General features: G+C 64.8%; 19 protein-coding genes. 6 read left to right on the forward strand and 13 right to left on the reverse strand.

Annotation, left to right across the window (positions count from 1 at the left end; all coding sequences use genetic code 11):
• Positions 1-2 precede the first annotated feature (2 nt).
• The 7 genes from fdrA to H8A92_RS01020 form a co-directional block, all read right to left on the reverse strand.
• Positions 3-1,511, reverse strand: a complete 1,509-nt coding sequence (gene fdrA / locus H8A92_RS00990; protein ID WP_229193997.1) for an acyl-CoA synthetase FdrA — start codon at positions 1,509-1,511, stop codon at positions 3-5.
• On the reverse strand, positions 1,508-2,758 hold the full coding sequence (locus H8A92_RS00995; RefSeq protein WP_229193998.1) for a YlbE family protein: 1,251 nt from the start codon (positions 2,756-2,758) through the stop codon (positions 1,508-1,510). The genes fdrA and H8A92_RS00995 overlap by 4 nt, the downstream gene beginning before the upstream one ends.
• A 10-nt stretch (positions 2,759-2,768) precedes the next feature.
• A complete protein-coding gene (locus H8A92_RS01000) occupies positions 2,769-2,957 on the reverse strand; it encodes a hypothetical protein (protein WP_163152805.1) in 189 nt (62 codons plus the stop codon).
• 194 nt (positions 2,958-3,151) lie between these two features.
• Complete coding sequence (locus H8A92_RS40920; protein ID WP_229193999.1) at positions 3,152-3,994, reverse strand: oxamate carbamoyltransferase subunit AllH family protein; 843 nt, start codon at positions 3,992-3,994, stop codon at positions 3,152-3,154.
• Between the two features lie 114 nt (positions 3,995-4,108).
• The gene (locus tag H8A92_RS01010; RefSeq protein WP_229194000.1) at positions 4,109-6,643 is read right to left on the reverse strand and encodes a branched-chain amino acid ABC transporter ATP-binding protein/permease; all 2,535 of its coding nucleotides are present in this window, start codon (positions 6,641-6,643) and stop codon (positions 4,109-4,111) included.
• Positions 6,640-7,515 (reverse strand): branched-chain amino acid ABC transporter permease, encoded by an 876-nt coding sequence (locus H8A92_RS01015; protein WP_229194001.1) that lies wholly within the window; start codon positions 7,513-7,515, stop codon positions 6,640-6,642. The genes H8A92_RS01010 and H8A92_RS01015 overlap by 4 nt, the downstream gene beginning before the upstream one ends.
• A gap of 40 nt (positions 7,516-7,555) precedes the next feature.
• Entirely contained in the window at positions 7,556-8,752 is a 1,197-nt protein-coding gene (locus tag H8A92_RS01020) for an ABC transporter substrate-binding protein (RefSeq protein WP_420831273.1), read from the reverse strand.
• 311 nt (positions 8,753-9,063) lie between these two features.
• Here H8A92_RS01020 and H8A92_RS01025 point away from each other — a divergent pair, with 311 nt between their 5' ends.
• Positions 9,064-10,284, forward strand: a complete 1,221-nt coding sequence (locus H8A92_RS01025; protein ID WP_229194003.1) for an amidohydrolase family protein — start codon at positions 9,064-9,066, stop codon at positions 10,282-10,284.
• Positions 10,285-10,426: 142 nt separating this feature from the next.
• The gene (locus H8A92_RS01030) at positions 10,427-11,164 is read left to right on the forward strand and encodes a TetR/AcrR family transcriptional regulator (protein ID WP_229194005.1); all 738 of its coding nucleotides are present in this window, start codon (positions 10,427-10,429) and stop codon (positions 11,162-11,164) included.
• Positions 11,165-11,216: 52 nt separating this feature from the next.
• On the opposite strand, the gene H8A92_RS01035 is transcribed toward H8A92_RS01030, so the two are convergent.
• The 5 genes from H8A92_RS01035 to H8A92_RS01055 all read right to left on the reverse strand — a co-directional run bounded on the left by H8A92_RS01035 (position 11,217) and on the right by H8A92_RS01055 (position 17,508).
• The gene (locus H8A92_RS01035) at positions 11,217-12,809 is read right to left on the reverse strand and encodes a gamma-glutamyltransferase family protein (RefSeq protein WP_229194007.1); all 1,593 of its coding nucleotides are present in this window, start codon (positions 12,807-12,809) and stop codon (positions 11,217-11,219) included.
• A gap of 145 nt (positions 12,810-12,954) precedes the next feature.
• Positions 12,955-13,842, reverse strand: coding sequence for a 2-hydroxy-3-oxopropionate reductase (locus H8A92_RS01040; protein WP_163152813.1), 888 nt, complete (start codon positions 13,840-13,842; stop codon positions 12,955-12,957).
• A 20-nt stretch (positions 13,843-13,862) separates the two neighbouring features.
• A complete protein-coding gene (gene hyi / locus H8A92_RS01045) occupies positions 13,863-14,648 on the reverse strand; it encodes a hydroxypyruvate isomerase (RefSeq protein WP_229194009.1) in 786 nt (261 codons plus the stop codon).
• Positions 14,649-14,686: 38 nt separating this feature from the next.
• Positions 14,687-16,474 carry a glyoxylate carboligase gene (gene gcl, locus H8A92_RS01050; RefSeq protein ID WP_229194011.1) on the reverse strand — a complete coding sequence of 596 codons (1,788 nt, stop codon included), beginning with the start codon at positions 16,472-16,474 and terminating at the stop codon, positions 14,687-14,689.
• A gap of 191 nt (positions 16,475-16,665) precedes the next feature.
• Entirely contained in the window at positions 16,666-17,508 is an 843-nt protein-coding gene (locus H8A92_RS01055; RefSeq protein WP_229194013.1) for an IclR family transcriptional regulator, read from the reverse strand.
• 226 nt (positions 17,509-17,734) lie between these two features.
• Between H8A92_RS01055 and H8A92_RS01060 the strand changes: the two genes are divergently transcribed.
• From H8A92_RS01060 to H8A92_RS01075, 4 genes are all read left to right on the forward strand, one after another.
• A complete protein-coding gene (locus tag H8A92_RS01060) occupies positions 17,735-18,148 on the forward strand; it encodes a CBS domain-containing protein (RefSeq protein ID WP_229194056.1) in 414 nt (137 codons plus the stop codon).
• A gap of 85 nt (positions 18,149-18,233) precedes the next feature.
• Positions 18,234-19,253, forward strand: coding sequence for a 2-dehydropantoate 2-reductase (locus H8A92_RS01065; protein WP_229194015.1), 1,020 nt, complete (start codon positions 18,234-18,236; stop codon positions 19,251-19,253).
• 5 nt (positions 19,254-19,258) lie between these two features.
• Positions 19,259-20,041: a fumarylacetoacetate hydrolase family protein gene (locus H8A92_RS01070; RefSeq protein ID WP_229194017.1), complete on the forward strand. Its 783-nt coding sequence runs from the start codon at positions 19,259-19,261 to the stop codon at positions 20,039-20,041.
• A gap of 202 nt (positions 20,042-20,243) precedes the next feature.
• A complete protein-coding gene (locus H8A92_RS01075; protein ID WP_476695692.1) occupies positions 20,244-20,690 on the forward strand; it encodes a VanZ family protein in 447 nt (148 codons plus the stop codon).
• 37 nt (positions 20,691-20,727) lie between these two features.
• On the opposite strand, the gene dhaK is transcribed toward H8A92_RS01075, so the two are convergent.
• The gene (gene dhaK / locus H8A92_RS01080; RefSeq protein WP_229194021.1) at positions 20,728-21,711 is read right to left on the reverse strand and encodes a dihydroxyacetone kinase subunit DhaK; all 984 of its coding nucleotides are present in this window, start codon (positions 21,709-21,711) and stop codon (positions 20,728-20,730) included.
• Positions 21,712-21,729: the final 18 nt, after the last annotated feature.

Consider the following 21,729-nt stretch of genomic DNA (forward strand, 5'->3'; position numbering starts at 1 on the left):
CCTTACCTCCCGGCATTCTGGACGATGGCGACCGCAAGCTCGCAGGCCTGCGCGTTCGACGGCGCAACGAGGATTCCGGCTTGCTCCAGTTTCCTGACCTGCGCGGAGCGTCCTTGCGGATCCTGCTCCGTGCCAACGACGGACGCGATCAATACCGGTGCATCTCGCCCACGATCCGCGACGATCCTGGTCAGGTGCTCGGCGGGATCGGCGTGCGCGCCGTAGCCGAGCACAAGATCAAGCAGGATCACCGAAAGGTCGCCGTTCCTGAGTGCAGCACGCAACGCTTCGTCGCGCACTGACGGGTCGATCATCGGGTGCGGCCGGCCACGGGTATATTCGTCGTCGCCGAGGTCGATCAGCCGATCGCGTCCGTCGTTCGGCTCGACCCCAAGCTTGAGCACGCCGGGGATGGCCGCATTCGACGCCACCTTCCGGCCTGCGGCAGCGAGGATCACCTGCGCTTCGGCGCACAGCGTGCCGCCGGCGAACAAGCCCTCGATCCCGCCACGACCGTTCCGCGGAATCCTTGACGCAACCGCGTTGGTGTCGAAGTCTGCTCCGATCTTCTGGTGTCCCAATGCGAGCTCCGCGGCGCCTTTCAGCGTCGGCGAGAAGCGGGCGTTCGGCGGCAGCTCGACCTCCGAAGCGCCGATGAAGCAGACGGTGAAGAACTTCTTGCTTTTGCCGATCCGCTGAAGGACGGATTTGGCGACATCAGGATGCGGCGGCTTCGAGATCAGCACCACGTGGTCGGTTTCCGGATCGGAATCGAACGCATCGATCGCCATCAGCGTGGTGATGCCGCCGATGTCCTTCTTCAGATCGCGCCCGCCGACGCCGATGGCATGGGAGATTCCCGCGCCGGCCTCCGAGATCAGGCAGGAGACCTCCTGCGTTCCGGTACCCGACGCGCCGACGATGCCGATCCTGCCGCGCGTCAGCTTGTTGGCGAACGCCAGCGGCGCGCCGCCGAGCACGGCGGTTCCGCAATCCGGTCCCATCATCAGGAGGCCGGCCGCCCGCGCCTGCTGCTTGAGCGACAATTCGTCCTCGAGCGACACGTTGTCGCTGAACATCAGGACATGCAGGCCGCGATTGAGCGCCTTGCGGGCTTCGGCGGCTGCGAACTCGCCGGGCACGGAGATCAGCGCGAGATTGATCTCCGGCCTGTTCTTCACGGCCGCGGCGATCGAGTGCGGTCGCCAGGCCGACTGTGCCTCGCCCTGGCTCTTCGGCTTGTCGAGCGACTTGATCGCATTGTCGAGGGCTTCGCGGGCAGCGGTCTCGGACTCGGCCTTGACGGCGATCACGAGGTCATTGCCCTTCACGGCAGTGCCCTCCTCGAGCAGCCCCGCATTGCGCATGATCGCAGCGTTCGACGGAGTGCCCATCATCAACGCCGCCTCGATCACGCCGGGCGCCCCGGCGACCTCGCGCGACAGCCGCATCAGCGCGACCGAATCGAGGTAGAATCCCTTGCGGACCTCATTCAGGACAACGACGTTCATGACACCCCCAAATCCTTGGCGATGGCCACGATCGCCTGCTGGAAGCACGCCAACGGCGCCTTGACCACGCCGGCACCGACCTGGCCGATGCCGGGCTCGCGATGCGCGATGCCGGTGTTAATGACGGGCACCACGCCGGAATCGACGACCAGGCGGATATCAATGCCGGTCGGCACGCCCGCGAAATCCATGGCGGCGATGGTCCATTCTGGATTCTGCGCAACCGTGATCTCGCCCATCGCGCGGGTGAAATTGCCGGCCTCGGACGGCGCGCCGGCCCCCACGAAGCCCGCGACTGCGGGCGCGGCCGCCATCGCAAATCCGCCCAGACCGATCGTCTCGACGATAGCGGAATCGCCCATGTCCGGATTGGCGTCCTTCTCGGAATAGCCCGCAAAATACAGCCCCTCTGGCATTTCGACCGGCGCGGTGAACCATTGCTCGCCGAGCCCGCTGACCCGGATCCCGAAATCGGTGCCGTTGCGGCACATGGCGGTGACGATGGTCGAACCGCGAATGCCGTTCGCGGGATCGGTGATCGCCTTGCCCATCGCCATCGCGATATTGAGGAAGAACTGATCGTTTTGCCCGATGAATGCGAGGCATTCGGCGAGAACGGCGTTGTCGGTCGAGGTCCGCGCCATCCAGGGCGCGATCTCACGAAGGAAAACGCTCGAGCAGGCGAGATTGCGCTGATGCAGCTCGTCGCCCATCGACAGGCCGCGCGCGACGATCGATTTCAGGTCGATGCCGCCGGCGGCACGGATCGCCTTGCCCAGAGTCGGCCCGAACACGTCGCGCAACCAGGCGAGCCGCTTCAGCACGCTCGCGTCGTTGCCGCCGAAGCGCATCACCTTGCCGAGCCCCTCGTTGATCGCGCAATAGGCGCGATTTCCGAAGCGCGCGTTCTCGACCACGAACAACGGCATCGATATCGTCGTCATGCCGGTCATCGGGCCAACCGCCCCGAAGTGATGGTTCGGGTGAAATTCGATCTCGCCGCTGGCCGCGAGCTTGGTCGCAGTCGGCAGATCCTGCGCCCATCCCTCGAACACGATGGCGCCCGCGACCGCACCGCGCATCGGCCCGCACATCCTGTCCCAGGAGATCGGCGGTCCGGCGTGCAGGATCATCCGTTCGCGCAGGCCCGGGATCAATTCGCGGGCGGGAACGATGTCGATCAGCCTGGGCTCTCCTTCGAGGATCCGCTCGAGTGCCTGCTGGTTTGCGTCTTCGATCAGTTTCATCGGCGTGCCCTCACACGCCGAGCTTCGCGAGCAGGGCCGCCATCTGCGGATCGCCGCCCGCCGATGGCTTCCAGTCGACGTGAACGACGTCGATGCCGCAATCGCGGAGGTCCTTCACGAACCCCTCAAGCCCGACATTCACGACTTCGACCTTGCGCGCCAGCAACTGCTGATACTGCGGCCCATCCTGATCCGTCATCGTCTCCGCCCTAACAAGTTCGTTTTCGTTACGATGAATTAATAAGAAAATACTTACTTCGTCAAGACCGGATTCTCGTGAAATGCAAAACTCTGTGCCCGGTCGCGGAGCGGATCGGTCGAAAGCGATCCCGCCTTAAAAAAAGTGCTCCGAACTTGGTTCGGAGCAGTTTGGGAGAACTTGAAATTCGATCGTCATCGCTCGCGAAGGGCGTGGCGCAGGACGATCAGACTGCCTGCAAATGCGTCCCGGCCGGATGTGTGGCCGATCGCGGCGAGCGCCGCGAAGGCGCGGCGAACTCCGGCGACCTCCCCGCTCATCGTCGCATGGATGGCGGCGTGCAGTGCTGCCGCGCCGTAGCCCAGCGCCGCCGCGCGCAGATGAATTCGGCTGATGTCGTTGGTACCGTCGAGCAGCGTGCGGCAACGGTCCCACAACGCATCGCGCCGTTCGGTGCGCCCCAGCGCAGCCAGCGCGATCAGCGCACCGCCGATCAGATCGTCGCCGGACGGTGTAAGCCCCGGCCCGAGACCGATCAAGCTGCCAAGGCCGGAGTCTTGAACCGCATGGTCATCCCCTCCTGCCAGGACACGTTCCAGCGCAGCGAGACCGGGCATGGCGGCCCGAACCAGCGCAGAGGCATCGCTCGGAACAGGTCCGGCCCCGACAGCGGCCAGGCCTTCGGAAGTCAGATCATCGCCCCACATCTCGTCGACGGCATCAAGGCCGCGTCGGAGGCTGCCGATCGACCAATGCGGCGCAGCGCGCGGCGCCCAGACGGACCGCGCGGCGAGATTTGCGAGCGGCGTCCCTGCGATCCACAGAACGCAGTCCGCGACCCGCACGGGATCGCCGACCACAAGACCCGGCCAACGGAAGTCGCCGAGCACCTGCAACGGCCCCGATCCGATACCGGTCTGTCCAATGCAGATCCAGATCCCGTCGATGACGGCGTAGAACGAACGCTCGAACACGGCGACGACCTGGCCCGCGGCGCGGTCGCGAAGCGCCCTGTCGGCAAGGAGGCCTACTTCCACACAGTCACAGATCGTCGTTGCGGGCATACGACGCCGCTCGCCGGGCGCGCCCGCGCAAACCTGCGTCCTCCCCTCAGCTTCGCGGTCTCCGACAAGCATCCGCCCTCGCCTCCTTCAGCGCGCCTGGGCCGCGAACCGCTGCGGCGCACCGGCCTGGGCCTCGCCGCCCAGATAAGCCGCCTCCAGCAGCGGGTCCTCGGCGATGATATCGGCGGCGCCGCTCTTCAGGATCGCACCGGTCTCCAGGAGATAGGCCCGGTCCGCGAGAGCGAGCGCATGGCCCGCCATCTGATCGACCACGATGATGGTCATGCCCTCGATCCGCAGCCGCTCGAAGGACGCAAACAGTTCGTCGACGACGAGCGGCGCCAACCCGAGCGACGGCTCGTCCAGCATGAAGATCTTCGGTCCGGTCAGAAGCCCGCGCGCCACCGCGAGCATCTGCTGCTCGCCTCCAGACAGGAGGCCGGCGCGCTGATCGATGCGCTCCTTCAGCCGCGGGAAGCGCACGAACATCGCCTCGATCTCGGTATCGAGGTCGATACCCTTGCGCGCATAGGCGCCGAGCTGGAGGTTCTGCTTCACCGTCAGTTCCGGAAACACCTGCCGACCTTCCGGCACCAGCACGACACCCGAACGGGCGCGAATATGTGCGGGCATCCTGTCGATGCGCGTCTCGGCGAGCCGGACTTCGCCCGTGGATCGCGGCGGTTCGAGACCGGCGATCGACCGCATCAGGGTGGTCTTGCCGGCGCCGTTGGCACCGAGCACGGCAACCGCCTCGCCGGGAGCGACCACGAGATCAATACCGTTCAGGGCGCACGACAGGCCATAGAACGAATCGAGCGCCTTGACCTCGAGTGCGGTGCCCTGCCGCGCCGGCCGCGGCGCGCGGCTCTTCTCACCCGGCGCGGCGTCGCCAAGATAGGCCTTGCGAACCAGCGGATCGTTGCGGATCGCCGCTGCATCGCCGATCGCGATGCGCTTGCCGCCGTCGAGCACGACGATGAGATCGCTGAGCGACATGATCATCGGCATGTCGTGCTCGACGATGATGACGGCAATCCCGAGATCGGCGATCCGGCGCAACAGCGCGGTCAGGCGCTGCTTGTCGCCCTTCGAGAGGCCCGCCGCCGGCTCGTCGAGCAACAGGATGCGGGGCCGCAGCGCGAGCGCGCGCGCGATCTCGACCAACCGCTTCTCGCCATGGGACAACGAATCCGCAAGCCGATCGACATCGCCGTCGACGCCGGCAAAGCGCAGCAGGACCCGGGCAAAACCCTCGGTCTCCGCATTGCGCAGCGCGGAGACAAGGCCGCCGAGACGGCCGGCCCGCTCGGCCAGCAGGATGTTTTCGAGGATCGTGAGCGAGCCGAACAATTGCGTGGTCTGGAACGTGCGCGCCACGCCGACCCGCGCCAGCAGGTGCGACGTCATGCCCGTGACGTCGCGATCGCCAAGCTTCACCGACCCCGCCTGCGGCCGGTAGAAGCCGCAGAGCAGATTGAGCGCGCTGGTCTTGCCGGCGCCGTTGGGACCAATGATGCTGGTGACGGCGCCGGGCGCCGCCTGGAACGATACGCCCTGGACGGCGCGCACGCCGCCGAACGAAATCGAGAGATCCGTCACGTCGAGCCCGGCCGCATTGTGCGTCTCGAGCAGCGCCGCGTCGACATTCGCCGCCGCGACCGCGGGCTCGGCCACCGGCTTGCGCGCCGGCAGGAATTTTGCGGCGAGCTGCTCCGCGAGGCCGACGATGCCGGAGGGCGCGGCGCGCAGCACGACGAACAGCAACGCGCCGAAGGCCAGCAGGCGATACTCGGCGAGATCCGACAGCACTTCCGGCAGCAGCACCACCAGCGCGGCGCCGATCACCGGGCCGAGCGCCGAACCGGCGCCGCCGACCATCACGGCGAACAGGAGCAGTACCGATTGCAGGAACGGAAACGAGCTCGGGCTGATATAGCCCTGCAGCGGCGCGAACAGCGCGCCGGCGAGTGCCATCGCGGCCGCCGAGATCACGAAGGCGACGGCGCGGACATGCACCAGATCGATGCCGAGCGAGCGCGTCGCGACCTCGGTATCGCGCGCCGCACGCATGGCATACCCCCACCCGCTGCGCTTCAGCCGCTCGAACAGGATGAGGCCGGCAAACACCAGCACGATGCCCGCGATCGCCAGCGAACGCTCGGACAGCGCATAGCCGAACACGCTCGGCGGCGCGCTCAGCATCAGGCCGTTGCCGCCGCCGGTGAGATCACGCCACTCGATGGTGACATGCTCGACGATGAAGCCGAAGGCAATCGTCACCATGGCCAGATACGGCCCGCGCACGCGCAGCGCCGGCATCGCGAGCAGGCCGCCGACGATGCTGACCAGCACAATGGCCCCTGCCGTCGCGGCGAGGTAGGGCCAGCCGGCCTTCTCCATCAGCAGCACGGTGGTGTACGCGCCGATCGCCATGAAGCCGATATGCCCGAGCGAGATCTGGCCCGCGAGGCCGAGCAGGACGTTGAGGCCGATGCAGCCGATCGCCGTCAGCGCGATCGTCGCGATCAGGAACACCGAATAGCTGTCCGCGACCGCGGCGTAGCCGACGGCAATCGCGAACGCCGCGACCGCGGCGAGAAGGGAAGCGCGAGAGGTCATACCTTCTTAACTCCGGCTCGGCCGAGCAGCCCGTGCGGCATGACGACGAGGATGACAATGACGGATGCAAACGTGATGATCTGGGTGTAGACCGATCCGAGATAGTTGGTCGCGAACACCTCGATCAGGCCGAGACACAGCCCGGCCAGCATGACGCCCCAGGCGCTGCCAAGACCGCCGATGATGGCGGCGGCGAACGCCTTGATGCCGAACAGCGTGCCCATCTCGGACGAGACGTTGAACAGCGGCGCAATCAGCAGCGCCGCGACGCCCGCCAGCATGGCCGACACCGCGTAGCTCGCGGCAATGGCGCCGCTGACATTGATCCCCATCAGCCGTGCGGCATTGGGATTCTGCACCACCGCAAGCATCGCGACGCCATGCCGCGTGCGGCGGGTGATCAGATGCAGCGCCAGCGCAAGCAGGAGGCCGACCACGGGAATCAGGAGCTGCAGGGGATAAACCCCTGCCCCCTCGACGATCTGGATCGGCTTGGCCGCGAGCATCGACGGGAAGCTGCGCGGCTCCTTGCCGAACACGAACAGCATCAGGTTGTCGACCATGATGCCGACCGCCACGGTCGCCATCAGCCAGCTGTCCGACCCGCGCAGCACGAACGGACGAACCGCGAAGCGTTCGATCAGAACGCCGTAAACAGCGCAGACCAGCAACACCGCGGGGATGCCGATCGCGGCCGGCCAGCCCCACACCACGAGGAAGAAGTATCCGGCAACGGCTCCCAGGGTCATCGAGCTGCCCTGCGAGAAGTTGACCGTGCCGGACACGGCATAAGTGACGTGAAAGCCCAGCGCGAGCAGACCGTACATGCTCCCCAGCGCCATTCCGGTTATTATCGCCGAAAGAAACGACATCGATGATCACCCCGATCTGCTTGCTGGACCACCGTTGCCGTCAGTTCTTGAACGGCAGGATGTGGTTGTCTTCGAAGTGGGCCCAGATGTAGTCCTGGGCCGTCAGCGCATCGTGCTTGTTCTGGGCGAACGGCTTTTCATAGGTCTTGATCAGGCCTTCCAGCCGGTCGATTCCGTAGAAGCCGTCGCGAATGGCGGTTGGATCGGTGCTGCCGGCCTTCTGGATCGCGCCGGCAATCACCATGACGCTGTCATAGGCGTTGGCGAAGCCGACCGCAGGGGTCACGTCCGCAGGCCCCTTGATATCCGGATACTTCGCCTGCAGCTCGGCGAGCACGCGCCTGCCGACCGGCGAGAGGTTGCCGAAGAAGCTGTAGGTCTGGACGAAGACGACGCTCTCGGCGCTCGGCCCGGCGAGCTCGGTGAAGCGGCCACCGGCCGGCCCCCAATGCGACACGATCGGCGGCGACCAGCCCATCCGGTCGAGCGATTTCACGACCTGCGAAGACGGACCGACATTGCCGACCAGGAACAGCGAATCGGCGCCGGCCTGCTTGAGCCGCGACAATTGCGCGACGACGTCGACATCGTTCGCCTCGAACTTCTCGACACCCGCCGGCTCGATACCGGCCGCCTTCAGCGCGGCGCGCAGGCCGTGCTCGTTCGATTCGCCCCAGGGATTGTTGACGAGGATGAGACCCGGCTTCTTGGCTGCAAAGGTCTTGCCGGCGAACGCAACGATCGCCTTGTCGACCTCGTCGTCCATCGCCGATACTCGGAACACATAGTTGGACGCGGCGCCGTTCTGCGTGATGTTGGTTCCGGCGGCCCACGGCACCACGAACGGCATCTTGACGTTGTTGACGAACGGCACGATCGCAAGCTGGACCGGCGTATCGAGACCACCGAGCAGCACTGCGACCTTCTCGCGCTGGATCAGCTCGCGCGCGGCGGTCAGCCCCTTCGCGGGATTGCTTTCATCGTCACGGCGCACCAGCTCGAGCGGACGGCCGAGCACGCCCCCTTTCGCGTTGATGTCCTCGATCGCGATCGTGGCGCCGCGGGTCAGCGCTTCGCCGCGCGCGCCGCTCGACAGCGCCGTGACCAAGCCGATCTTGATCGGTTCGGCGGCCAGCGCGCGCTCCGCAAACGGCAGAGAGCCGATGAGAATGGCGAGCGCGCCCTGCAAGACAACGCGGCGGCGCAACCCGGTAATGGGGGTACAAGCGTAGATCATTTCTGCAATTCCTCCCGCTCCGACGGCTCCCCAGCCGTCTCTGGTCCGCTTGCCGCTGTCTCCGCGGCCTTGACGGAAGTAAAAACTTTCTTCACAAATTGACGAATGTCAAGCGGCCGATCGCGCGCCGCACGGAGATTGCGATGCAGCGGGAGATTGGAGCGGAACCGGAACGAGCCGATCCGCGTGGCGTTCTCGGCGATGCAACATGCGCACAAGTGCCTATTTCAGCGCGTGGCCTCCGCTGCCATGACCGCTATCGCTACAGCGCGATCACGCGCCGTCCCGACGTAAGAACCTGGAGATCTTGATTGACCGCCATCGACACCCTCTTTCAAAACGCGCGGCTGGCCGACGGCCAGCTTGTCGACATCGCCGTCGGCGGCGGCAAGATCGTGGAGATCGCGTCGTCCCCGCAAAGTTACGGCGCAGTCGGCACGACCCGCGACCTTGGCCGACGCCTGGTGCTCCCGGGCATGGTCGAAGGTCATATCCATCTAGACAAATGCTTCATCGGCGATGACTGGAAGCCGCACCGGCCCTGCACCGCCGGCTTCAGCGTGCGCGAGCGCGTCAAGTTCGAGAAGGAAGCCCTCGCCGGCGCCAGGCCGATCGCAATTCGCGCGGCGGCCCTGATCGACCTTTGCGTCTCGCAAGGCACGTCTCACATGCGCAGCCATGTCGATGTCGACGCCGAGGTCGGCCTGCGGCATTTCGAACCGATCGCCGCCGCGCGGGAGGCGCACCGGGAGAAGGTTTCAATCCAGATCGTGGCGTTTCCGCAGAGCGGCATCCTGACATCGCCCGGAACCGCCGGCTTGCTTGAGGAAGCCGTTCGCGCCGGCGCCGATCTGGTCGGCGGACTCGACCCCGCAGGCCATGACGGTGACGTCGCCGGCCATCTTGACGTCATCTTTGGCATCGCCGAGCGGCATGGTGTCGGCATCGACATTCACCTGCACGACGCTGGCCTGCAGGGCATCGCAGAGATCGAGGAGATCGCGCGACGGACCAAAGCGTCGGGCCTTGGCGGCAAGGTCACGATCAGTCATGCCTACGCGCTCGGCGAAGTGGCTGTTGACGTGGTTCGACGTACCGCGCAGCAGCTTGCCGAGGCCGGCGTCGCCATTCTCACCAATGCCCCGGGCGCGCGCCTGTTTCCGCCGGTGTTGCTGCTGCGCGATGCCGGTGTCACCGTGTTCTCCGGCAATGACAACATCCGCGATTCCTGGTGGCCCTACGGCGACGGCGACCTGCTCGAACGTGCAATGATGGTCGGATACCGCTCCGGGTTCAACACGGACGATCAACTGGCCGCGGCCTTTGACATGGTGACGACCAACGCGGCGCGCGCGCTCGGCCTCAGGGATTACGGCCTCACCGTCGGAAGTGCGGCGGATTTCGTCGTGCTGGATGCCCGGCACGTCCAGGAAGCTGTGGTTGCCCGTCCCAAGCCCCGCGATGTCTACAAGGCCGGCCGACTCGTCGCACAGGGCGGCGTGATGGTGGGGGCCAGCGCCCGGAAGCAGTGAACATGGAGGAATCGCCCTTGACGAGCAGTCGCAATGCCGATCTCAATCCCAGCTGCTTGCGCCGGGAACCGGTCCGCTGCGCCATGTGGCCTGATGCGGATATGCCTTGCGTGAATGCCCGAGCCCACGCAAGGTTGACGCCGTGACAGAGACGACAGCACAGACCAATTCTACCCGCAGCGCCGCACGCAGAAAGCGGCCTCGCGACTCCGCGCTCACCAAGGAGGCGATCCTGCGCGCGGCGACCTTCGAGTTCTGCCATAATGGCCTCGGCGGCGCGCGCGTGGAGGCCATCGCGCAGCGCGCCAAGGCCAACATGCGCCTGCTATACGCCTATTTCGGCGACAAAAACGGGCTCTACATCGCGGTCCTCGAGGACGTCTACACCGAGATTCGCGCGGCCGAACAGCAGCTGAAGCTGGACGATCTCGAGCCGATCGCCGCGATGAGCGAGCTGATCGATTTCACCTTCACGTTCTTCGGCCAGCACCAGAACTACATCGCCCTGATCAACACCGAGAACCTTCAACGCGGGCGCAACATGCGCAAGTCGCGCAAGATCGCCGATCTCACCTTGCCGCTGGTTGCAAGCATCGAAAGCATTCTGCGGCGCGGCGTGGCAGCGGGCCTGTTTCGCACTGATGTCGATCCGATCCAGCTCTATGTCTCGATCACTGCGATGAGCTATTTTCACGTCTCCAATCGCTACACGCTGTCGGCGATGTTCGACAAGGACCTCGGCGCTTCGGACTGGCTTTCGCTACGCCGCGAGCATGCGCAGGACATGATCCTGACCTGGCTGACGGCGACCGTCGGGGAAGGCAAGCACAAGCCTGCGGGATCGAAGACGACCGCGCGCCTCGGCAAGCCATCCCGCTAGCGGGCGTGCCGCACGAAACGGTTTCGTGCGGCTCATGCGCCGGCAGTGCCCCTCAGCGGGTCGCAACGACGCCGTCGCTGCGAGGATCGCTGGCCCCTTCCATCAGGCCGTCCGGATGCCAGACGATCGCGCCGGCGTGTCCCATGAACTCCTCAAACGGGCCGGCCACCTGAATGTCGTGGCCGAGTGCGCGTAGCCGATCGATGATCGCGGGATCGAAACGGGATTCGATCTTCAGGTTGTTGTTTTCCTCGCCCCAGGTGCGACCGAGCAGCCAGCGGGGCGCCGTAATCGCGGACTGCAGCTCCTGGCCGTGCATTGCGTAACGGCTGAAGATGGCGGCCTGGGTCTGCGGCTGCCCCTCTCCGCCCATTGTGCCATAGGAGATCAGCCGCCCGTCGGCGAGCTCGGCCATCGCCGGCTGGATCGTGTGGAACGGCAGGCGTCCCGGATCCAACCTGTTGGTATCGGTCTCGCCGAGGCTGAAGCTGGTCCCGCGATTTTGCCAGGTGACGCCGCTCTCGGGGAGGATGACGCCCGAGCCGAACTCCCAATAGACGCTTTGAATGAAGCTGACGCTGAGCCCGCTGCGATCGGTCGCAGCGAGCCATACCGTGTCGCCCTGCTTGGACGGATCGGGCCACGGCGCGGCTCGGCTGTTTGATACTCTCTCGTGAAGCGCGGCCAGCGACTCCTCGGACAGGAACTCGGCGGCCGGACGCTTCATGTAGTCCGGATCGGTGACGTAGCCGTTACGAATGCGGAACGCAGCTTTCGTGCACTCGACGAGCCTGTGCAGATGATCGACACCATCGGCCGCATCAGCCATGCGCCGGGCATAGAGTGCGAGGATCAAGAGCGAGGCCAGCCCCTGTGTCGGCGGCGGCATGTTGAAGATCTTGTGTCCGGACACCTCGACCGAGAGCGGCGTCACCAGCGATGCCTGATGCCGCTCCAGATCAGCCAGCCGCAGCGGGCTCCCGACCCGCTCGAGGTCGGCCGCCATCGAGCGCGCCAGTTCGCCGCGATAGAAGTCAGCCAGGCCGGCCCTGGCCAGTCGCAGCAACGTCTCGGCGACACGCGGCTGCCGGAACCGCGCACCGACCGCGAGCGGGCTGCCTTGCGGCAGATAGACCTCGGCATAGCCCGGCACATTCTCGAGCTCATGCCGCTTCTTGCCGATGTTCTCATGCAACGTGCCGGTGACGGCGACGCCTTCCTCGGCGTGCCCGATTGCAGGCTCCAGCAGCCGCGCCAGCGGCAACCGACCGCCGTGACGATCGCGGCTGAGTTCATACGCCTTCTGCCAACCGTCGACGGTGCCGGCGACGGTGAGCGCCGCCAGCGGGCCGCGGCCTGGAATGCTGCTGCAGCCACGTTCGCGATACCAGGCGCGGTCGGCGGCCATCGCTGAGCGCCCGCAAGCCTGAATCCCGACCGGCATCGAACCGGCGCGGCCGACGAGCCAGAAGCTGTCGCCACCGAGGCCGTTCATATGGGGATAGACCACGGCGATCGTCGCGGCCGCGGCGATCATGGCCTCAATGGCATTGCCACCTTCCGACAACACGCCGAGTCCAGCCTGCGCCGCGAGGTGGTGCGGCGCGGTCACCATGCCGCCATAGCTTCGTTTTGTCTGCAACATCAGCCCTTCTCCAAGTACGGCATGTAATAATATTTTTACTTACCGTGTCAAGGAGCCAGCGATCCCGCTTGGGGATGCGGGCGCCGGGCCTCGATATCGCCGACAAGGCCGGCCGAAGTCCGGCACCACGAATGTTGCATGAATCTCAGGCAGAAGCGACCTCGTGGCCCGCCATCACTTCCAGCGCTCTCAGAATTGCCGAATGGTCCCAGGCTTTGCCGCCGAGGGCGGTACAGGAATTGAACAGCTGCTGGGCTGCGGCGGTGCCAGGCAGCGACAGCCCGAGTGCCCGCGCGCCCTCCAGCGCCAGGTTGAGGTCCTTCTGATGCAGCTCGATGCGAAAGCCCGGATCGAAATTGCGCTTCAGCATGCGATCGCCGTGCACTTCGAGGATCCGGGACGACGCAAAGCCGCCCATCAACGCCTGCCGCACCAGCGCCGGATTGGCGCCCGCCTTCGAGGCGAACAGCAAGGCCTCGCTCACCGCCTCGATGGTCAGCGCCACGATGATCTGGTTCGCAACCTTGGTGGTCTGGCCGTCGCCGTTGCCGCCGACATGCGTGACATTCTTGCCCATCGTTTCAAACAGCGGCTTCATCGCGTTGAACGCCCGCTCCCGTCCGCCGACCATGATGGTCAGGCTAGCCGCCTTTGCGCCAACCTCGCCGCCGGAAACCGGCGCATCGAGATAGTCGGCCCCGAGGGCGTCGATCTTCCGTGCAAACTCCTTCGTCGCCAGCGGCGAGATCGAGCTCATATCCGCCACGATCATGCCTTTGGAGACCCCCTCCGCGACGCCGTTCTTACCGAACAGCACGGCTTCCACATGCGGCGTATCCGGCACCATGATGATGACCGCGTCCGCTTCCTGCGCGACCTGCCGGCCGGACTCGCAAGCGATGGCACCGGCTGCAATCAGCTCCGGCGGAAGTGGTGCGACGTCGTGCAGGAACAGGCGATAGCCGGCAGCCAGGAGATGGCCGGCCATCGGACGTCCCATGGTGCCGAGCCCGATGAATCCGATGTCTTTCATGTGATGATGCTCCAGCTTGATCAAGTCTCGAAAGTCTGCGCGGCGTGCCAGGCGAGGCTCTCGAGCGTGGTCGTCCGCGGCTTGTATTCGCATCCGATCCAGCCGCGATATCCGATGCTGTCGAGATGCTTGAACAGATAGGGATAGTTGATCTCGCCGGTCCCCGGCTCATAACGGCCGGGATTGTCGGCGAGCTGGACATGCGCGATCCGGCCGAGGTGCTTTTGCAGGGTCCGCGCCAGGTCACCTTCCATGATCTGCATGTGATAGATGTCGTACTGGATGAACAGATTGGGTGAGCCCACGTCGGAAATCAGCTGCACCGCCTGTTCCGTCCCGCTCAGGAAGAAGCCGGGAATGTCGAGCGTGTTGATCGGTTCGATCAGGAGCTTGATGCCATGCTGGGCCAGCGCGCCGGCGGCAAAGCGCAGATTGGGCACCAGTACCTCGCGCAATTCCGCCGCATCCGCGCCGGCGGGCGCGATGCCGACGAGGCAGTTCAGCTGCCGGCAATCCAGCGCCTTCGCATAGTCGATCGCGCGCACCACCCCGTCGCGAAATTCATCGACCCGATTGCGCAGGATCGCAATGCCCCGCTCGCCGGCAGCCCAATTGCCGGCAGGAAGGTTGTGCAGCACCTGGGTCAGCCCGCAGCGCGCCAACTCCTCCCGCAACTCGCTCTTCTCGAAGTCATACGGAAACAGATACTCGACCGCATTGAAGCCGGCGGCCTTGGCAGCCGCGAACCGATCGAGGAACGGCAGCTCGTTGAAAAGCATGGTGAGGTTGGCGGCAAATTGAGGCACGGTCGTATCTCCGCTTGGGGCAGCACTGGGTGATGTCGTCAGGCCGGCAGCAGCGTGCCGGATCGTTGCGCGCTCGGTACGTCATCGAGCGGAAGATCGAGCACCTCCTCGAATTCGACGATGTTGTCGATCTCCGTTCCCATCGCGATGTTGGTGACCCGTTCGAGAATGAACTCCACCACCACGGGCACGCGATGCTTGGCCATCAGCTCGCGCGCGGTCGCGAACGCGGCCTGTGCGTCGTTCGGATCCGTCACACGGATCGCCTTGCATCCGAGCCCCTCTGCGACGGTCACGTGGTCGACGCCGTAACCACCGATCTCGGGTGCGTTGACGTTCTCGAACGAGAGCTGGACGTGATAATCCATATCGAAACCGCGCTGCGCCTGCCGGATCAGCCCGAGATATGAGTTGTTCACGACGACGTGGATGTAGGGCAGATTGAACTGCGCCCCGACCGCAAGTTCCTCGATCAGGAACTGGAAGTCGTAGTCACCCGACAGCGCGACGATCTCGCGGTCGGGATCGGCCGCGCGCACGCCGAGCGCAGCCGGCAGGGTCCAGCCCAGCGGACCGGCCTGCCCGGCGTTGATCCAGTTGCGCGGGCGATAGACATTGAGGAACTGAGCACCCGCGATCTGCGACAAACCAATCACCGTCACGTAGCAGGTGTCGCGGCCGAACGCCTTGTTCATTTCCTCGTAGACGCGCTGCGGCTTGATCGGGATGTTGTCGAAGTGGCTCTTGCGCAGCATCGAACGCTTGCGGTCGCGACAGGCGGCAGGCCACGCCTGCCGATCACGCAGCTTCCCCGATTTCCGCCACTCCTTTGCCACGCTCACGAACAGTTCCAGCGCGGCTTTCGCGTCCGACACGATACCGAGATCCGGATTGAAAACCCGCCCGATCTGCGTAGGCTCGATGTCGACATGGACGAATTTGCGACCCTTCGTGTAGGTCTCGATCGAACCGGTGTGGCGGTTGGCCCAGCGGTTGCCAATGCCGAGCACGAAATCGGATTCAAGCATCGTGGCGTTGGCGTAGCGATGGCTGGTCTGCAGGCCGACCATGCCGGCCATCAGCGCGTGATCATCGGGAATGGCGCCCCAAGCCATCAGCGTCGGGACGACCGGAACGTTGACCGCTTCGGCGAAGGCGACCAGGAGCTCGGATGCATCGGCGTTGATCACGCCGCCGCCGGCCACGATCAGCGGCCGCTCGGCGGCATTGAGCATCTCAAGCGCCTTCTCGACCTGCTTGCGGGTCGCCGTCGGCTTGTAGACGGACAGCGGCGAATAGGTCTCGTCGTCGAACTCGATCTCGGCCAGTTGCACGTCGAGCGGAAGATCGATCAGCACCGGTCCCGGCCGCCCCGACCGCATGACGTGGAAAGCCTGGCTGAACACGCGCGGCACCAGCGCCGGCTCGCGCACGGTGACCGCCCATTTCGTTACCGGCTTCGCGATCGCCTCGATGTCGACCGCCTGGAAATCTTCCTTGTAGAGCCGCGCCCGCGGCGCCTGACCGGTGATGCAGAGGATCGGAATCGAATCCGCGATTGCCGAGTAGAGGCCGGTGATCATATCGGTTCCAGCGGGGCCCGATGTGCCGATGCAAACGCCGATATTGCCGGCTTTCGCCCTGGTATAGCCTTCCGCCATGTGCGAGGCACCTTCGACGTGCCGCGCCAGAACATGCCGGATCGAGCCGTGGCGTTTCAGTGCGGAGTAAAGCGGATTGATCGCGGCGCCGGGAACGCCAAAAGCGCAAGTGATCCCCTCGCGTTCCAGTATGCGCACTGCCGCATCTATCGCTCGCATCTTCATCTGACGATCCCGCTTCGCTATGAGTTGGCCTGACTGGGATCATCAGGCCCGCGATCATCGATCTCAACGCAATCGATCAGATTTTCCGCGCTGTGGCAGCGCTGGCGATTTCTTGCATGTCTCCAAGTGATTAGTGCCCACGAAAGCGTGGAAACCGGCAACGACGAGAACAGTAGCAGGCGCTGCGCCTGCTACGGTTGCGTGCGGCTGCTGCCGCGAAGCTCTGCCGAAAGCTCGGCTGCGATCTGGTGCACGATGGCGCCGATCTCCGGCAAGCGACCATCCGTCAGACGATCCGCCATCCCCGATACCGACACGGCGGCGAACGGCTCGCTGCAATCGTTGAAGACGACCGCGGCCACGCAGCGCAGGCCGAGCCGCGCCTCTTCATCGTCCACCGCATAGCCCTGGCGTCGTACGGTCTCCAATTCCCTGAACAACTCGCCCGGCCGAATGATCGACTTCTCCGTCAGGCGCGGCATGCCGCGACGGCGGATAATCGCATTGATGTCGGCATCGGAATACGCGGCCAGCACCGCCTTCCCCACGCCCGAAGCGATCAACGCGACGCGTCCGCCGACCTTGGTCAGCGAACGCATGATCTCCCGGCTTTCGATGCGGGATACCACGATGATGGAATCGTCATCGACCACCGCCAGATTGGCCGTTTCCCTGGTCTGGTCACGCAGCTTGCGCAGATACGGCAATGCCCGCGCGGAAAAATTGCGCCGGCGCATGAAGGTCGAACCGACCACGAAGCTTTGCGCGCCGATGTGCCATTTGGACTCCTCGCGGTCGAACTGCACGAACCTGCGGTTCTCCAGCGTCGTCAGCAGCCGATGAGCCGTCGACGGCGGCAGGCCGATGCGGATCGCGAGATCTGTCAGTCGATAGCCTTCGTCATCCTCGGCAAGCGCTTCCAGGATTTGCAGCGCGCGATCGACAGATTGAACGCCGCCGTCTCGCGAGTCCTGATCCGGCTGCGCGCGAGAATCGGGATCGGACGGCTTGCGCCGGATCGGCTCTCTTTTCATCACGACCTGACCTAACCGGTTGTGGTTCGGAACGAAATCGCCCGCCTGCGGCGGGCGCCAGTTTGGCATATGGCATGCCAAAGGCATCGAGAGTCAAGGCGGCAACGCTCGTGAATGGGTCAGCATTTTTGCCATTTCTCTTGCAAAATGTTTCGATTCTTTGTTTGACTTCTGGGATAATGTATACCACGATTGGTATTTAGCAACCCAACCGAGAGGACATGCCATGTATGTCGGGGACATCCTTCGCACCAACAGTGCGCACGTCGTGACGATCGGCTCGAGCGAAACCGTGAGCATTGCAGCGAACCTGATGTACGCGAGCAATGTCGGCGCACTCGTGGTCAGGAACGTCTCGCGCAGCGTCGACGCCGCCGTGGTCGGAATGTTCAGCGAGCGCGATGTCGTCGCTGTCATCGCCGAGCGCGGCACCGGTGGTCTTGCTGCGAAGGTCGCGCAGTTCATTTCGCCGCGGCCGCTGCTGTCCTGCAATTCGCAGGACGCGCTCACCGATGTCGAGCATCTGATGGTTCGTCACGACATCCGGCACATCCCCGTCATCGACAACGGCCGGCTCGTCGGCGTCGTGAGCATGCGGGACATCGGCTTTGCCCTGGAGGAAGCCGCCTGCGCGGCCTGACGGATTTCCCCAAGGCCATTGCCACGCAACCCGGTTCGAGCCGCTGCGGCTCATGCTGAGTCCCTACTCTGCTCGAGAGGATTTCATGAAGATCTGCATCTACGGCGCCGGTGCTATCGGCGGCTATCTCGGTGTCGAATTGATGCGCGCAGGCGCCGATGTCAGCCTGGTCGCACGAGGTGCGCACCTTGCCGCGATGCGGCAGAACGGGCTGAAGCTCCTGATCGGCGAAGATGAGCGCGTGGTGCATCCGCGCTGCACGGATAACCCCGCCGAACTCGGCGAGCAGGATTTCGTCATCATCTGTCTCAAGGCGCATTCGATCACCGGCGTCATCGAACCGATGCGGCCGCTGCTGGGTGAGCGGACCCGCATCGTCACCGCCGTCAACGGCATTCCCTACTGGTATTTCTACAAGCATGGCGGGCGGCACGAAGGATCGGCGCTCGAGAGCATCGATCCCGGCGGGCGGCAGTGGAGCGAGCTCGATCCTGCGCGCGCCATCGGCTGCGTGGTCTATCCCGCCACCGAAATCGAGGCGCCCGGCGTCATCCGCCACGTCTACGGTAACAGCTTTCCGCTCGGCGAGCCCTCCGGCGAGATCACACCTGATGTCGAGCGGCTATCCGCCCTGTTCGCAGCGGCGGGCATGAAGGCGCCGGTCCACGAGCGCATCCGCGACGAGATCTGGCTCAAGCTGTGGGGCAATGTCTGCTTCAACCCGATCAGCGCCCTCACCCACGCGACCCTCGACGTGATCTGCAGCAATCCCGGCACGCGCGCGCTGTCCAGGGCGATCATGCTGGAGGCCCAGGCGATCGCGGAAAGCTTTGGCGTCAAGTTCCGGGTCGACGTCGAACGCCGCATCGAGGGCGCACGCAAGGTCGGCGCGCACAAGACCTCGATGCTGCAGGATCTCGAGCGTGGACGCCCCGTCGAGATCGATCCGCTGATCACCGTGGTGCAGGAGATGGGTCGGATGACCGGAATTGCGACGCCCGCCCTCGACGCGGTGCTGGCGCTGGTCGCGCAGCGCACCAGGCTGGCAGGCCTCTATGACGGGTCGGCCGGTGCCGCCGAAGCACAATCGCTTGCGGTGGCGTGATCGCGATGGGCAACGTTACGCGCTGGGTCCGCTTCCGCCACCGTGCCGAAATCGGCTTCGGACAACTCACCCCATTCGGCATCTCCGTGCACGCAGGAGAGATGTTCGGCGACGCACGACCGACCGGACGAACGCTGGCGCTTGACGATGTCGAGCTGCTGGCTCCGACCCAGCCGAGCAAGATCATTGCGCTCTGGAACAATTTTCACGCACTTGCGGCCAAGCTGAAATCGCCTGAGCCGGCCGAACCGTTGTACCTCTTGAAAGCGCCGACCAGCGTGACCGCGCCCGGCGCCGTCATCAAGCGCCCCCAAGGCTACGACGGCAAGACGACCTACGAAGGCGAGCTCGGCATCGTCATCGGCAAGAGCTGCACCGCCGTCGCGCCCGAACAGGCCGACGCCTTCATCTTCGGTTATACCTGCACCAACGACGTCACCGCCGCGGACATTCTCAATCGCGATCCGACCTTCCCGCAATGGGCACGGGCCAAGGGCTGCGACGGATATGGCCCTTTCGGTCCCGTCATCGCCTCGGGCCTCGATCCCGCAAGTCTCGTGGTGCGCACTATCCTCAACGGTGAGGAACGTCAGAACTACCCGATTGCCGACATGATCTTCAGTGCCCAGGTGCTGGTCAGCAAGATCTCACACGACATGACGCTGTTGCCGGGCGACCTCATCTGCTGCGGGACATCGATCGGCGTCGGGGTGATGAAACAGCCCGTCAATACGGTCACCGTCGCGATCGATGGAATCGGCGAGCTGACCAACGAATTTCGTCAGTAGACGGAGCTTCCGCACAGTTCGGCCAACGATCGGAATCGTCAGTATGGCGGAGACATGGCCCGCGCCGGCCGCCCGCAAATAGTCTTGCGAATTCAACGACTCAACCGACATTCCCGATCGGATTGAGCATCAACGCGTACCGCTGAGTTAGCCGAAACGCACGCGATTGCCCGTTCTGCCCCCGGCGCACAGGGAATAGTGCGTGTATCGCGCACCGCAACGCGGCCCATTGAGCATTTCGAGACGTCGTGTAGATTGCTCGCGATTGGTGCCGGCAAGGATGACACAAACCATATTCCGTTATTTGGCTTGGACTTTGATCCTCGGCCTTTTCATCGTCACCGATACATCGCTGGCATTCCGTCCCCACACGTTGATATCGCCGAACATCGATCGTTTTGCGGCGCTGTTCGTTGTCGGTGCCGTATTTTCGTTCGCATATCCGAAGCACGTTCTGCCGATCCTGCTTACACTTCTAGCCGTGGTCGTCGGCTTCGAACTCCTTCAAAGGCTGCTCGCCGGCAGGCATGGATACGTGAAGGACATGTTCGTCAAAGGCATCGGCGCTAGTGCAGGCGTTTTTGCCGCAGTTGCCTTGCGGCGTGCGTTTTCGGCGGTGTCCGGGCGTACCGATCAAGGTAACTCGTGACGACCTGCGCCGCCTTACCTCGCGCTCGCGGCAGAGATCACCATTTCAACGCCGCCGTGCGTACCGGGGCATCCCACAATGCGGCCGTCTCGGCATCGAGCAGAGTCACCGTGAGCGAGCACCCCGCCATGTCGAGCGAGGTGACGTAGCTGCCCACCAACGAGCGGGCAATGCGGAGACCGCGCTGCTCGAGCATGCGGCGCGCGGCATTGTACATCAGATAGAGCTCGATCGTCGGCGTGCCGCCGAAGCCGTTGACCAGCAACAGGGCCTCGGAGCCCGTGGGCGCAGCGAGGTCCTCTGCGATGGCGGTCGTCATTTCCGATGCGATGGCGTCGGCGGCTTCGAGCTTGACGCGGCGGCGGCCTGGTTCGCCGTGGATGCCGACGCCCATCTCCATTTCGTCCTCGCCGAGCGCGAAGGTCGGCGTGCCCGCGGCAGGCACCGTGCAGCTGGTCAGCGCCACGCCCATCGAACGCGTCCGCGCGTTGACGAGTTCGCCGAGTGCGACGCAGGTTTTGAGATCGGCGCCCTTCTCGGCGGCCGCACCGACGATCTTCTCGACGATCAAAGTGCCGGCAACGCCGCGGCGCCCGATGCTGTAGGTGGATTTCTCGACCGCGGCGTCGTCATCGGTCACGATGGTGGCGGTGCGGCCCTCGGCGATCTCGGCCGCCATCTCGAAGTTCATGCGGTCGCCGGCATAGTTCTTGACGATGAACAGCACGCCGGCATCGCCCGCGACCGCTTGGGCGGCCTCGACGATCTGGTCCGGCGTCGGCGAGGTGAACACCTGTCCCGGACAGGCGGCGTCCAGCATGCCGTAGCCGACGAAGCCCGCATGCAGCGGCTCATGCCCGCTGCCGCCGCCCGAGACCAGCGCGACCTTGTTGCGGTTCAGCTCGCGGCGACGAACGAATTTACGCTCGGCGCCCAGCGCGACCAGATCGGCATGCGCGGCCGCGAAGCCGTCGAGGCTCTCGTTGAGCACGTTGTCGACCGCATTGATAAACTTCTTCATGATGTCCTCCCCGCTTCG

The organism is Bradyrhizobium acaciae (assembly GCF_020889785.1).
GTDB classification, from domain to species: domain Bacteria; phylum Pseudomonadota; class Alphaproteobacteria; order Rhizobiales; family Xanthobacteraceae; genus Bradyrhizobium; species Bradyrhizobium acaciae.